Consider the following 14,108-nt stretch of genomic DNA (forward strand, 5'->3'; position numbering starts at 1 on the left):
AAGGCGCAGTTGAATTAACTAAAGTTGATGACATCGATGGTACTACTCTTGCAGGGGCTATCTTTAAAATTGTAGATATGAACGGTAAAGATGTTCATTCTGATTTAACTACTGATAAAGATGGGAAGATTTCTGTTTCTGATTTACGTCCAGGAGATTATCAGTTCATTGAAACGAAAGCTCCAACTGGCTATGATTTAAACATTAAACCAATTCCTTTCACAATTACGAAAGGACAATCTCAGATTACCTCTGTTACAGCTTTAAATAGTTTAACAACAGGTTCAATTGAGTTAACTAAAGTTGATATTGATCACCATGGAACACTTGAAGGTGCCATTTTCAATATTTTAGACCAAGATGGAAAAATCATCCGAGAAGGTTTAAAAACAGACCAACACGGAAAAGTAATCGTAAATGATTTGAAACCTGGTAATTATCAATTAGTAGAAACACAGGCTCCTAAAGGCTATCAATTAGATGCATCACCAATAAACTTTACAATTGATAAAGCCCAAGCTACACCACTACAAATTACAGTTTCAAATAAAAAGATTGAATCTTCGTCAGGTGGAGATGACAAGCCAGTTACTCCTCCAAATAAAGAAGAAAACAAAGGCAATGAAACATCTGAGAAACACAAAAACGGAACTTCCGAAGAAACATCAAATGAAACAGATAACAAACAGCAAGATGATCGAAATACGGATAAACACCTTCCAAATACAGGTCATAAAGAAGACCCTACACAAACAGTAGGTATCGTCCTTCTACTAGCTGGATTATTAAGTATTTTAGCTACAAAACGCAAAAAACATTATTAATAATGTTTTTACATCCAATCAATCTCTCAATTGATTGGATGTTTTTTTATACAAAAAGGACGATACATAAAGTATCGTCCTTTTAACGGGGTGAGGCTGCCCAAAAGTACGGAAAACCTTTGAACAGCCTCTTATTTTCATATGGATGCCTTACATATATCACTGATAATAATTATGAAATGCGGAAACATAATTACCATCAACTGATTCAAACATGAGAAATGAAACCCTACAGTGGTTCCATTTCTCTACATAATCTAAAGTTTGGGTACACTAGATTCATGCAATGTAGGAGCTTTCAGAGTAGAAAGCGAACCTTCGTTTAAAATGATAGCATACATATCTTCCTCAAAAATATGCAAATATGCATATATTGTTTTTATTTCTCAATGTCAGAATATTGAAAAATAAAAGACGCGAAGGTAAAATAAAGTCATTATCCGTCTTCTTTTGTCAGTCACAGAGAATAGAAGAATAGGAGAGGAAAAAATGAGAAAATCATTGAAACAAAAAATAGTAAGCTCTTTGCTTGCTGTATCACTCGCTGTTAGCTTAGCTCCAATTGGGCAAGCAAAAGCGGATTCCACGTCAGAGGTTACACAAACTCCATCTATTACAAAACAGATTGATCCAAACCGCGCAATTGAACATGTTCGTTTCTTATCTGAAACAATTGGTCCTCGACCCGGTGGAACAAAATCCGAAGAATGGGCTTCTCGTTACATTGGTATGCAGCTTAAATCGATGGGCTATGAAGTAGAATATCAGCCATTTCAGGTGCCCGATCAGTACGTTGGATTCATTGAATCACCACTATCAATAAAACGTAATTGGCAAGCTGGTGCTGCTCCTAATTCACTAATTTCTACAGAAGCTGTTACAGCTCCCCTTATCTTTGTTCAAGGTGGGACAAAATTAGAAGATATTCCAAACGAAGTAAACGGTAAAATTGTTTTATTTGAAAGAGGAACGACAATTACAGACTATAATAAACAAGTTGAAAATGCTGTTAGCAAAGGTGCAAAAGGTGTTCTTTTATACAGTTTAATTGGCGGACGCGGAAATTATGGACAAACCTTCAATCCCCGCCTAACGAAAAAGCAATCTATCCCTGTCTTTGGTCTTGCTTATGCGCAAGGAAATGCATTTAAAGAAGAAATCGCTAAAAAAGGGACAACAATTCTTTCCCTAAAAGCGAAACATGAATCTAAATTAACATCTCTAAATGTTATCGCCAAAAAGAAACCAAAAAAGAGTACCGGTAATGAAAAAGCAGTCGTTGTAAGTTCGCACTATGATAGTGTTGTCGGAGCACCTGGCGCAAATGATAATGCTTCTGGAACTGGATTAGTATTAGAACTAGCTCGTGCTTTTCAAAATGTAGAAACTGATAAGGAAATTCGGTTTATTACCTTTGGTTCTGAAGAGACTGGCTTACTTGGCTCCGATTATTACGTTAATAGTCTATCCCAAAAAGAACGCAATCGAATTTTAGGTGTCTTTAACGCAGACATGGTTGCAACAAATTATGATAAAGCAAAGAATTTATACGCTATGACACCTGATGGCTCTACAAACTTTGTAACAGATGCTGCCTTGCAAGCAGGTAAACAACTAAATAATGACCTCGTCCTACAAGGTAAATTCGGTTCTAGTGATCATGTTCCATTTGCTGAAGCTGGTATTCCTGCTGCTCTATTTATTTGGATGGGTGTCGATAGTTGGAATCCATTAATCTATCATATTGAGAAGGTATACCATACACCTCAAGATAACGTATTAGAAAATATTTCACCTGAACGAATGAAAATGGCATTAGACGTTATCGGAACAGGGGTTTATAACTCGCTTCAAAAACCTGTTACTCAAACTGAACAGAAAGCTGCTTAATCAATAAAAGACCACTGATTTTTATCAGTGGTCTTTTATTGAGAAAAAATATATATGCATAAAAGCATATTTTATCCTACTCATTATCGTATACAATATTAACTGTAACAATATCGATTACAACTTATAAGGAGGCTTTTTCTATTATGAAAAAAATGATTTTAGCAGGTGCGTTAACTTTAGCAGGAATTACCGGAGCTACCGCGTTTATTCCTGAAACAAAAGTCGCTGCTGCCGCTCAAGAACAAAGCTTTACAAAATTTTATTCTTTGCAAACTGGAGGTAGTTCTGAACAAGAACCTGTTTTCCTTCAAAAGGGACAAGAGTTAACAATTCAACCTAACAGCAAAACTCCTAGTTACAGTGTTTATGACTCAAATCATAACCTTATTGGACGTTATTCTGATGGTTACGGCCGAATTTTCACTGCAAAAACAGATGGAAATATGTACGTTCAATTTCATGCACCTTACGTTTACTATAGTCCTGTTAGTTTTTCTGTTACTTATACAATCCAATAAAATAAAGGGCCTTTCTCAAGGGCCCTTTATTTTGCTTCCCAATTCACTTTTACAAAACCATCTTTCACCATTAAACCACTTATATTAAATACATACTTTTCATTTGCTTTTAATGTAGCTTTAAAAGTACCTTTTTTCGATTCACAGATTTCTTTTAACTCTCTTATACCTTCTCCTTTCCTTTCATATAAGCTAAAGCATAAGTTACCACGTTTTGCATCTGTTTCATAAGAAAATGTTACTTCTGTATCTTTTGCATACTCAAGTTCAATACCTTTCCCAGCAATATCCCATGATGAGAATTTTGCCTCGTAACTTGTCTCCCCTCGCTTCTCATTTTCTAAATATATATCACCAGCTCTCCACATATCATCTAGCGTTTGAACAAAAGCAAAGCCGCTAAGTAATACAAACATCGCACTTGCAAATATGACAACTAATGTTATCTTTTGTTTTTTCATAACCTTCATCGTATGTTCGCCTTCTATTTTCTTGTTACTTCTTCGTATCATATATAACAAAACTCCAATAAAAAATGGCAATACAATCGCTATAACACTCCACCACTTACTTATTCCACACGTTTTCGCATCTGTATACACCCATGATGCTACACATACTAAAAGTGCTATAAAAGCCAAAAACATTGTAATCCCAGCTATCTCAAATACTACAAATGGATTAGCGAACTCTATCATGTAATTTATACTCCTTCTTTAAAAATGACTGTATGACAACGTATATAGGAATGTATAGGTGCATCATAATAACTATCGTTATAATGACAGATATTTTATGATCCAAATGACTAACAAACTGCTCTAGGATGACTGTTAATACAATCATCCAAATAGCATGAATGAAAACAACCCATCTCTTTTCTAATTTCCGAGCATTTCGCACGCTCTGTTTCGTATGATTTATCAGCTCTTCGCTAGGAATCATCTCTCCCGCTAAACTGCTCTTTATTTTCTGTTCAAATTTATCTTCCTTCATGCACGAAACCCTCCAAATGTTCTCGCATTTTCTTTTTCGCATAATTGAGACGATACTTCACCGTACCAATCGGTATATTTAATATTTCACTCATTTCCTTGTAAGAATATTGTTCATAGTAATAGAGTACGAGTACCGTTTTATATTTTTCATTTAATAACTGTATTACTTCCCGTATCATTTCCGCTTCCACTTTTTGAATAAATTCTTCTGATATATTCACTTCATCTGCGAAATCTATTTCTCCACCATCTTCTTTATGAAACAAATCCAATATTCGATCTTTCCACCTTTTTTTCTTACGATAAAAATCATAAAACGTACGAACACAAATTGTAGTAATCCACTTTTTATAATTATCCACATAAGAAAGTTGGTGCCTTGATGAAAAAACCTTTATCCACGTCTCTTGAAAAATATCTTCCGCATCTTCTTTCGTTTTCGCTAACTTATAGCATAAGGAATATATTTGCTGCTTATATATATCAATTAATTCTTCTACCTTTTCTTCCATCATAAGCCTCCTGTCATTTATATAAGACGACGCAAATTATCCTTTTGTTTGATAAAATTTTATTTTTTTATTATCTCCATACAAAAAGGCAATCACAACATCGTGTGATTGCCTTTTACTGAAAGCGAAAAATCGGCTCCGCTTTGCTAGAATACTCGGTGGCTTCGCGCCTTCCTCCGAGGCAAAGTACGCCTCTCTGTCAGGAGCTCCATCCCCCTCCTATTCTAAACGAGCCGCTTTCGCTTTTCTTAATTACATTTTTTCTGGTGCAGATACTCCTACGATTGCTAATGCATTTTGAAGTGTAGTGCGTACTGCTTTCATTAACTCGTAACGAGCTTTACTTAATTCTAAGTTATCTTGGTTCAATACTTTTTCTGCATTGTAGAAGCTGTGTAATGCTGCTGCTAATTCAAATGCATAGCTTGTAATGCGGTGTGGCAGACGTTTTTGTGCTGCATCCGCAACTACAGCTGGGAATTCACCAAGTTTTTTCAGTAACTCTACTTCTTTCTCAGAAGTAACAAGTTTGTAATTCACGTCTCCATCTGCAGCTAATCCTAACTCTTCACCTTGACGAAGGATACTGCATACACGAGCATGAGCATATTGTGCATAGTATACTGGGTTTTCATTAGATTTTGATACAGCTAAGTCCATATCGAAGTCTAAATGAGAATCACCGCTACGCATCGCGAAGAAGTATCTCATTGCGTCCACGCCTACTTCTTCCATAAGCTCACGAAGTGTAACTGCTTTACCTGTACGCTTACTCATTTTCATTTTTTCACCATTTTGGTACAGTTGTACCATTTGGATGATTTCTACTTCAAGTGTTTCTTTATCGTAACCTAGCGCTTGAATAGCAGCTTTCATACGAGGAATGTAACCGTGGTGGTCAGCACCCCAAATGTTGATTAACTTATCGAAACCACGCTCTAATTTATCACGGTGATAAGCGATATCTGGCGTTAAGTATGTGTAAGAACCGTCATTTTTAATTAATACACGGTTTTTGTCGTCACCGTAAGTCATTGAACGGAACCAAGTTGCTCCGCCTTCTTCAAAGATTTCGTCACGCTCTTTTAATACAGTAAGTGCAGCATCGATTTTTCCGTTTTTGTATAATGATGTTTCTGAGAACCATACATCAAATTTAACACGGAAGCTCTCTAAGTCTTTTTGAAGTTTTGCTAACTCATATTTCAAACCATATTCACGGTAGAATTCATAGCTTTCTTTTTCATCAGCTTTTGCGTAACGATCACCAAACTCTTCAGCTAAACGTTTACCGATTCCAATGATATCCGCACCATGGTAACCGTCTTCTGGCATTTCTTTCTCTAAACCTAATGCTTGCATGTAACGAGCTTCAACAGAAAGAGCTAAGTTATGAATTTGGTTACCAGCATCATTAATATAGTACTCACGAGATACATCGTATCCTGCTTTTGCTAATACGTTACATAAAGTGTCACCTACTGCCGCACCACGTGCATGTCCTAAGTGAAGGTCACCTGTTGGATTCGCAGATACGAACTCAACTTGTACTTTTTCACCTTTACCAGTGTTCGTTTCACCGTAAGCTTCACCAGCGTTTACGATTGTTGGAATTAAATCTGTTAAGTAGCTATTATCCATATAGAAGTTAATAAAACCAGGACCAGCGATTTCGATTTTTTCAATAGAAGCTTTTGCTTTATCGAAGTTTGCAACTAGTTCTTCTGCAATCATACGAGGTGCTTTTTTCGCAACGCGTGCAAGTTGCATTGCCATATTTGTAGAGAAGTCACCATTTGTTTTATCTTTTGGAGATTCTAATACAACGTTTGGAATCTGTTCTTCTGTCGCTAATTCTGCCTTTAATACAGCAGCTTGAATTTCTTCTTTAATCAATCCTTTTACCTGTTCTAAGGAATTCATTATTTTGCCTCCTTCAAATTAATTGTAATTGTATATCTGCCAGCTTCTTGTTCACTTAGAAGCAATGCGTACGTTAAGAAGAGTTGTCCTTTTTTCTTTTCATCCGACCATTTAAAAAGAACGTTATCAGTTTTCGTTTGCAGTGCAAACGTACCAAGTTCACTCGTATACGTACCCGTTGTCCATTCACCTTTCACATGCGTCTGACGCATAGAAATAGCACCTGAACGCATAATGAGAACTTGTTCATCTTGAATTTTAATAATTGTTTTCACTTCGCCTTGTTCGTTCGGCTCCTGGAATGTTACATATGTACCTTGACCTTTTACATAGTATTGACCATTTGCTTCAAAAGCAACGGTTTCCTTCCTCGCCCCTTCACGGATTTCTGTTACGAAATGAACGTGTACCGGCAAGCCTGCAAGTTGTTTCTTCACGTCTTGCACACCTTTCAAATGTTATAGATATTAAATACTACTTATAATAAATCACTTTTCCTATCATATCAAAAAAAGACGCTGTCTGTCTGCTGAAAAATCAGGAAAACTCCATTTCAAAAAATAATTCACTTCTACTTTATTTCATGTGATAAAATATTTTTTAAATCTAAATATTCTTTTAATTATAGAGGTGAATTCAGTGATACCAACAAAGTTAAAAAAGGGTGATGAACTACGCGTGATTTCACCATCCTGTAGTTTAAGTATTGTTTCAAATGAAAATAGAAAACTTGCTATAAAAAGATTAACTGACATGGGCTTTCAAGTTACATTCTCAAAATATGCCGATGAGATAGATCAATTTGCTTCCTCTTCTATTTCTTCCCGCATTCAAGACCTCCATGAAGCATTTGGAGACCCTAATGTAAAAGCTATTTTGACGACACTTGGCGGATACAACTCCAATGGTTTATTGAAACATCTCGATTATGATCTAATTCGTAAAAACCCGAAATTTTTCTGTGGTTATTCTGATATTACTGCCTTAAATAATGCAATTTACACAAAAACAGGGCTTGTTACATATTCGGGTCCCCACTTCTCTTCATTTGGAATGGAGAAAGGGCTCGAGTATACAAACGATTACTTTTTACAATGCTTAACCACTAATGAGCCTATTGAAATCATTCCGGCGGAAACGTGGAGCGATGATTCTTGGTATATGGATCAGGAAAATCGAGAATTTATAAAAAATGGAGGGTATGTTCCAATTCAAGAGGGAGAAGCGACAGGAGAAATTATCGGTGGCAATATGAGCACACTTAATTTACTACAAGGCACACCATATATGCCAAACTTAAAGGGCAAAATTTTATTCCTTGAAGAAGACAGTTTAACAGGAAAATCAACGCTTAAAACTTTTGATCGCTATCTACATTCCCTTATGCAGCAACCTGATTTTGAACATATAACAGGTATTGTAATAGGAAGAATGCAAAAAGAAGCAGAATGTACGATAGCGGACATTCAAGAAATGATTTCTTCAAAACCTGAACTTGCACATATTCCTATCATTGCAAATGCAAATTTTGGACATACAACTCCAATTTTTACTTTTCCAATTGGTGGACATGCCAAAATCATTTCTAACAAAGAAAATACATCTATCACTATTTTAACGCACTAAAAAAGGAGCGAACGATTCGCTCCTTTTATGATTTTTCTATTTTTTGCAACGCTTTTTGCGGGATTGACTCTTTCGTTATTTCAGCCCATCCTTTTCCTTGCATACCTTTTGCATAAATTTTTATAAAAGCACCTGCATGCAATTCACGATTTACCATTCTTTTAATAATTTGTTGCTTTCCGTCCTCTGTATACCCTTTAAATGTATACAAATATTCACCGTCTTTTTTCTCACCTTTATCTACAACCGCATAATAATCTTGTATTTCTTTATTTGAAAAGAAGTTGTCTACAAAAGCATGTACACCTTCTGTTTTTGTGTTTAAATAATATGCTGTTCCCCCTAAAATGATGGCGAATACAGCTAAAACTTTAATTACCAATTTCATACATGCGCCTCCTGTTTGCACTTCTTTCTCACTAGTATTATATCTATACTTGTATTATACGGAAAAGAGCATACTATACTCTATCTAAAAGTCTTACACTTTCCTTACATTATTGTAAGGGATTTTTTCTTACAGCAAGTTCCCAAGAAAAAATTTTTCCGTTTCATACACTTTTATATTATTATTGAATGATACGAATTTTTATTACAAAAATCAAAGGAGACAGTTTTCAAATGGCTATCTTGCAAGGTTTAGCACTATTACTTGTTGTACTTTGTCTATTTACACTTTTCAGTTACCGTGCGCCTTACGGAATGAAGGCGATGGGCGCTTTAGCTAATGCAGCAATCGCAAGTTTTCTTATTGAAGCATTTCACCGTTATATAGGTGGAGAAATGTTTCATAATGACTTTTTACAATCAGTAGGAGAAGCTTCTGGTAGTATGAGCGGTGTCGCAGCAGCGATTTTAGTCGCATTAGCAATCGGTGTTTCCCCCGTATACGCTGTTTTAATTGGTATCGCTACTAGTGGATTCGGTATTTTACCAGGATTTTTCGCCGGATACGTTTGTGCCTTCGTCGTGAAATTTCTCGAAAAGAAATTACCAGCTGGTGTGGAATTTTTAGCAATCCTATTTATCGCTGCACCAATCTCACGTGGAATGGCAATGCTTATGGATCCGCTCGTTAACGCAACACTTGGTAAAATCGGTTCTATGATATCAGTTGCAACTACAGAAAGTCCTATCATTATGGGTATTATGCTTGGTGGATTAATAACAGTTATTTCTACCTCTCCACTGAGTTCTATGGCACTAACTGCAATGCTTGGATTAACAGGTTTACCAATGGCAATTGGTAGTCTTGCCGTAGCAGCCTCAGCCCCGATGAACTTTATTTTCTTTAAGCGACTAAAAATTTGCTCAAAGAAAGACACAATCGCTGTAGCAATCGAGCCTTTAACACAAGCAGATGTTGTTTCAGCAAATCCAATTCCAATTTATGCAACAAACTTCGTTGGCGGTGCACTTGCCGGTATTATTACATCGCTATTCCAGCTTGTTAATAATGCACCAGGAACAGCGTCACCAATTCCAGGTCTTCTTGTCCTATTCGGATTTAATGACGTTATAAAAGTAACGATTGCTGCTGTACTATGTGGAATCGTTACCACTATTGTCGGATACATCGGGTCTATTGTATTCCGTAAATATCCGATCCGCTCTGCTGATGAAATTCGTGGAGTTACTTCGGAAGAAAAGGTTGCATAAGAAAAAGAGCTATTCCCATCGTTTGAGAATAGCTTTTTTTGTGTTGCGTAACGGTAAATGAAATTATATCGGCGATTTTTTTAATATATCAGCGCAACTCGAATTATATGAGCGATTTTTTTTAATATATCGACTTACCGACACATAACGACAAAGTAAGAGCCCTCTAATCATATAGAGGGCTCTTACTTTATCTAGCTACGCCTCTCTAAACAGTCGGCTTCACTTTTATTTTATCTAGCTGCAGCGGCTAGAATGATCGGTGGCTTCGCTTCTTCCTTCGAGGCAAAAAGCGCCTCTACGTCTGAAGCTCCATCCCCCTCACATTCTAAGCGAGCCGCTTCCGCTTTTATTTTACCCAACCGAGCAGCATTTCCCGCACGAATTTGCTTGCTGCGACTGGTGTTTGATCACTATGGTCGTAGACTGGGGCTACTTCTACTAAGTCTGCTCCAACTACATTTATATTTGAATTTGCAATTGCTACGATGGAATCTAATAATTCTTTAGATGTGATACCACCAGCTTCTAACGTTCCTGTTCCTGGAGCGTGAGCTGGGTCTAATACATCAATGTCGATTGTGACATAGACTGGGCGTCCAGCAAGTTTCGGTAATACTTCTTTTAACGGTTCTAATACGTCAAATTTATATAAGTTCATACCTACTTCTTTCGCCCATTCAAATTCTTCCTTCATTCCAGAACGAATTCCGAAAGAATATACGTTTTCCGGACCAATTAAATCACACACTTTACGAATTGGTGTAGAGTGGGATAAAGGCTCCCCTTCATACGATTCACGTAAATCAGTATGAGCATCCATGTGGATGATTGCTAAATCCGGATATTTTTTTGCCATTGCCTTAAAAATTGGCCAAGACACTAGGTGCTCACCGCCGAGACCTAGTGGAAACTTATCGGCATCTAAAAGTTTTGATACATACTCTTCAATCATGTCTAAGCTGCGTTGTGCGTTTCCGAATGGTAATGGGATATCACCCGCATCAAAATATTTTACCTCTTCTAATTCACGATCTAAATACGGACTATATTCTTCAAGACCGATTGATACTTCACGAATACGTGCAGGGCCAAAACGAGATCCTGGACGGTAACTTACTGTCCAATCCATAGGCATCCCATAAATAACTACCTTTGACTCTTCAAAACTTGGATGACTTTTAATAAATACTTTACCTGAATAAGCTTCATCAAAACGCATATTCTTTTCCTCCTTATGTGGAACTTAAGGTATCCCAACCTTTCACTATTTCTCAAATTTGGAGCGAATTGCTCCTCTTTCTCGATTTACCGGGTCTTCTTTTTAACAACAAGAAGACGATTTTCTCTACAGAAGTGTAAGTAGCTAGCATGTTCAAGTCTTCTGGACAAACACCTTAAATGAGCTACTCACACTTTATTTGTTCAAGCTCGATTTTCTTACTTAATTAAATCGCCAACAAATTTCGGTAATGCGAATGCTGCGTTGTGTAATTCTTTTGTGTAGTATTTCGTTTCGATTTCGTGGAAACGCTCTTCACTTACTTCTAATGGATCATGTTTTTTAGATCCAATTGTGAACGTCCAAAGACCACTTGGGTATGTTGGAATATTAGCTGTGTATAAACGAGTAATTGGGAAAATTTCTTTTACATCTTTAAACACAGTCGTAATTAACTCTGGTGTGAACCAAGGGTTGTCCGTTTGTGCAACGAAAATACCATCTTCTTTTAACGCTTTTGAAATTCCAGCGTAAAAGCCTTTTGTAAATAGGTTTACTGCTGGTCCTACTGGCTCAGTAGAATCTACCATAATTACATCGTATTCATTTTCGCTTTCTGCGATATGTAGGAAACCGTCTCCTACTTTTACTTCTACACGCTCATTATCTAATGCGCCTGCAATTGATGGTAAGTATTGTTTAGAGTACTCAATTACTTTTCCATCGATTTCAACAAGAGTTGCTTTCTTTACACTTGGGTGCTTTAACACTTCACGAATAACACCACCATCACCGCCACCAACAACTAATACGTTTTCAGGGTTTGGATGTGTAAATAAAGGTACGTGCGCTACCATTTCATGATAAACGAACTCATCTTTTTCTGTTGTCATAACCATGCCATCTAAAATAAGCATGTTTCCGAACTCTTCTGTTTCAACCATATCAAGTTTTTGGAATTCTGTTTGCTCCGTATGTAATGTGCGGTTAATACGCGCCGTAATCCCAAAATGTTTTGTTTGTTTTTCAGTGAACCATAGTTCCATCGTACAATCACGCCTTTCAATGCAAATTTATAATAGGGACATCATTAATGTCCCCTAACAAAAATAAAACAAAACATCCAAAATGTATAGTTAAAAGTACAAAAATACCGAAAATATATTTTAGTCAGAGGGTTCTAACATATATGTATAAAGAAAACCCTTTCTTAAGAAAGGGCTTTTGTCTCTATTTCTACTGGTTTACGAATTGGAATTAGGATCATAATACAACCAACTAACACCACAATTCCACCTACTAAAAACGGACTTTGTGGTGAAACAGTATGACCGATAATTCCTGATAAAATCGGAGCAATTGCGCCCCCTAACCAACGAACAAAGTTATAAACACCCGACGTAACAGATCTTTCATAAGGTGAAATATCCATTACATAACTTGTATATAATGCATTGTTTAAGCCAGATGCTAATCCTGATAAAACGATAAGAGTAATTTGTAACCACATAATTTTCACAAAGAATAGTGCAATTAAGAAAATCGCAAATACAAGTAAACTACCCTTCAATAATGTTTTTGGTTCATATTTCCCTTCTAGCTTATGTGCTAAAATTGCAGAACCATAAGCTAACGCTAATCCCCATCCGCAAAATACAAAGCCTAATTGAATAGCTGATAAATGCATAATAAGTGGTGAATATGCTAACACAACGAAAAATCCGTAGTAGTATAACATTCCTGAAATCGCACCTTGCATAAACGGTTTATATTTCACCAGGTTAAGTAATTCTCCTACGCCAGCAGCCTTACGTTTCACTTTTCGCTCCGGTTCTTTTACAAAAAAGAATACTAAAATAAATGCTAAGAAGATTAAAATACTCGTCGCGAAAAACGGATAACGCCAAGAATGTCCACCTAGTATTCCACCCAATAACGGCCCCCCAGCCATACCTAAGCCGATCGCTGCTTCGTATAATCCTACTGCTTCATGAACTTCTTTACTTAATGCTATTAACAGCGTCATTGCTGTAGCAAAAAACATCGCATTTCCTAATCCCCATCCAGCACGGAAAAGAGATAATTGAGCAATCGTTTGCGATATACCACATATAAACGCAAATACAGTCACAATCGCAAGACCGATTGTCATCATCCGTTTATCACCAAATCTTGATGCAAATATACCAGCTGGTAACATCATGATTGCCATCGTTAAAATATAAGCAGTAAATAACATTTCAACTTGCCAATGCGTTGCACCAATTTTCTCTGCAATAATCGGCAAAATTGGGTCGACTACTCCTATACCCGAAAAGGCAAGGAAGGTAGCCACCACTGTAATCAATCTCCCTAGTTTTTGTTTGCTCTCCATTTTGATTACTCTCCTTTTGTGCTCTCTAAAAATGTTACTGCACGATGTAAACTATCTTCAAGTTCTGCCTTTACACGTTGCATTTGCTCCATTTTTTCGTCTAACGTTTGCACTTGTTTTTCAAGCATATCTTTAATTTCTTGAATCACTTCACGATCACGAGGGTTCTCGCTATTTCTTCTTTTCTCCATTCTTTCTTTTAGTGATAAGAAATGCTGCATTTCTTGAAGTGTGATTCCTAGCACTTCTTTCGCTTCTACAATTCTTTTAATTCTGGCAATATCCTCATCCGTATACAGACGAATATTCCCCTCACTACGTTCTGGGGGATGAATTAAACCAATTTCCTCATAATAACGAAGTGTACGTTTTGTTAAACCGACTTGCTTTGTTACTTCATCAATTTTATACATGTTTATTCCTCCCTTCACTTGATTATTACATTTTACGTTAACGTTAACTTTTCTGCAACTGTTAGACTTTTGTAAATGTTTGTCATATTCAATTGTATTTTCCCTAAAGCAGTTTCATAATGAAAGAAAAGAGATAATAAGGAGAA

The 14,108-nt window shown here is 36.5% G+C and carries 15 protein-coding genes; 5 read left to right on the forward strand and 10 right to left on the reverse strand.

Annotated features, from left to right (window positions below; translation table 11 throughout):
• The 3 genes from IBT51_RS22250 to IBT51_RS22260 all read left to right on the forward strand — a co-directional run.
• Positions 1 to 824 (forward strand): MSCRAMM family protein (locus IBT51_RS22250; protein ID WP_200483291.1); only part of this gene is annotated, 824 nt, incomplete at its 5' end.
• Positions 825 to 1,313: 489 nt separating this feature from the next.
• Positions 1,314 to 2,714, forward strand: a complete 1,401-nt coding sequence (locus tag IBT51_RS22255; protein ID WP_200458673.1) for a M28 family metallopeptidase — start codon at positions 1,314 to 1,316, stop codon at positions 2,712 to 2,714.
• 146 nt (positions 2,715 to 2,860) lie between these two features.
• Positions 2,861 to 3,235, forward strand: a complete 375-nt coding sequence (locus IBT51_RS22260) for a hypothetical protein (RefSeq protein WP_000738223.1) — start codon at positions 2,861 to 2,863, stop codon at positions 3,233 to 3,235.
• A 26-nt stretch (positions 3,236 to 3,261) separates the two neighbouring features.
• Here IBT51_RS22260 and IBT51_RS22265 read toward each other — a convergent pair whose 3' ends face one another.
• The 5 genes from IBT51_RS22265 to IBT51_RS22285 form a co-directional block, all read right to left on the reverse strand.
• Positions 3,262 to 3,933: an anti-sigma factor gene (locus tag IBT51_RS22265; RefSeq protein WP_053563295.1), complete on the reverse strand. Its 672-nt coding sequence runs from the start codon at positions 3,931 to 3,933 to the stop codon at positions 3,262 to 3,264.
• A complete protein-coding gene (locus tag IBT51_RS22270) occupies positions 3,917 to 4,231 on the reverse strand; it encodes a hypothetical protein (RefSeq protein ID WP_053563294.1) in 315 nt (104 codons plus the stop codon). Before IBT51_RS22270 ends, IBT51_RS22265 begins: the two co-directional genes overlap by 17 nt.
• Positions 4,218 to 4,745, reverse strand: a complete 528-nt coding sequence (locus IBT51_RS22275; protein ID WP_000391649.1) for an RNA polymerase sigma factor — start codon at positions 4,743 to 4,745, stop codon at positions 4,218 to 4,220. Before IBT51_RS22275 ends, IBT51_RS22270 begins: the two co-directional genes overlap by 14 nt.
• Positions 4,746 to 4,997: 252 nt before the next feature.
• Positions 4,998 to 6,668, reverse strand: coding sequence for an arginine--tRNA ligase (gene argS / locus IBT51_RS22280; RefSeq protein WP_053563293.1), 1,671 nt, complete (start codon positions 6,666 to 6,668; stop codon positions 4,998 to 5,000).
• Positions 6,668 to 7,105: a YwiB family protein gene (locus tag IBT51_RS22285; protein ID WP_000744343.1), complete on the reverse strand. Its 438-nt coding sequence runs from the start codon at positions 7,103 to 7,105 to the stop codon at positions 6,668 to 6,670. Before IBT51_RS22285 ends, argS begins: the two co-directional genes overlap by 1 nt.
• Positions 7,106 to 7,307: 202 nt before the next feature.
• Here IBT51_RS22285 and IBT51_RS22290 point away from each other — a divergent pair, with 202 nt between their 5' ends.
• Positions 7,308 to 8,294: an LD-carboxypeptidase gene (locus IBT51_RS22290; RefSeq protein WP_200458672.1), complete on the forward strand. Its 987-nt coding sequence runs from the start codon at positions 7,308 to 7,310 to the stop codon at positions 8,292 to 8,294.
• A gap of 25 nt (positions 8,295 to 8,319) precedes the next feature.
• Here the strand turns inward: IBT51_RS22290 and IBT51_RS22295 are convergent, their stop codons facing one another.
• Complete coding sequence (locus IBT51_RS22295; RefSeq protein WP_000779932.1) at positions 8,320 to 8,682, reverse strand: YxeA family protein; 363 nt, start codon at positions 8,680 to 8,682, stop codon at positions 8,320 to 8,322.
• Positions 8,683 to 8,915: 233 nt separating this feature from the next.
• Here IBT51_RS22295 and IBT51_RS22300 point away from each other — a divergent pair, with 233 nt between their 5' ends.
• Entirely contained in the window at positions 8,916 to 9,953 is a 1,038-nt protein-coding gene (locus tag IBT51_RS22300) for a PTS sugar transporter subunit IIC (protein ID WP_000996313.1), read from the forward strand.
• Positions 9,954 to 10,302: 349 nt separating this feature from the next.
• On the opposite strand, the gene speB is transcribed toward IBT51_RS22300, so the two are convergent.
• The 4 genes from speB to IBT51_RS22320 form a co-directional block, all read right to left on the reverse strand.
• Complete coding sequence (speB, locus tag IBT51_RS22305; protein ID WP_001209831.1) at positions 10,303 to 11,175, reverse strand: agmatinase; 873 nt, start codon at positions 11,173 to 11,175, stop codon at positions 10,303 to 10,305.
• 218 nt (positions 11,176 to 11,393) lie between these two features.
• Positions 11,394 to 12,221, reverse strand: coding sequence for a polyamine aminopropyltransferase (speE, locus tag IBT51_RS22310; RefSeq protein ID WP_000424696.1), 828 nt, complete (start codon positions 12,219 to 12,221; stop codon positions 11,394 to 11,396).
• A 164-nt stretch (positions 12,222 to 12,385) separates the two neighbouring features.
• On the reverse strand, positions 12,386 to 13,549 hold the full coding sequence (locus IBT51_RS22315; RefSeq protein WP_000444233.1) for an MFS transporter: 1,164 nt from the start codon (positions 13,547 to 13,549) through the stop codon (positions 12,386 to 12,388).
• A 5-nt stretch (positions 13,550 to 13,554) separates the two neighbouring features.
• The gene (locus tag IBT51_RS22320; protein ID WP_048656345.1) at positions 13,555 to 13,962 is read right to left on the reverse strand and encodes a MerR family transcriptional regulator; all 408 of its coding nucleotides are present in this window, start codon (positions 13,960 to 13,962) and stop codon (positions 13,555 to 13,557) included.
• Positions 13,963 to 14,108 lie beyond the last annotated feature (146 nt).

Source organism: Bacillus sp. S71 (assembly GCF_016625265.1).
Taxonomy (GTDB): domain Bacteria; phylum Bacillota; class Bacilli; order Bacillales; family Bacillaceae_G; genus Bacillus_A; species Bacillus_A cereus.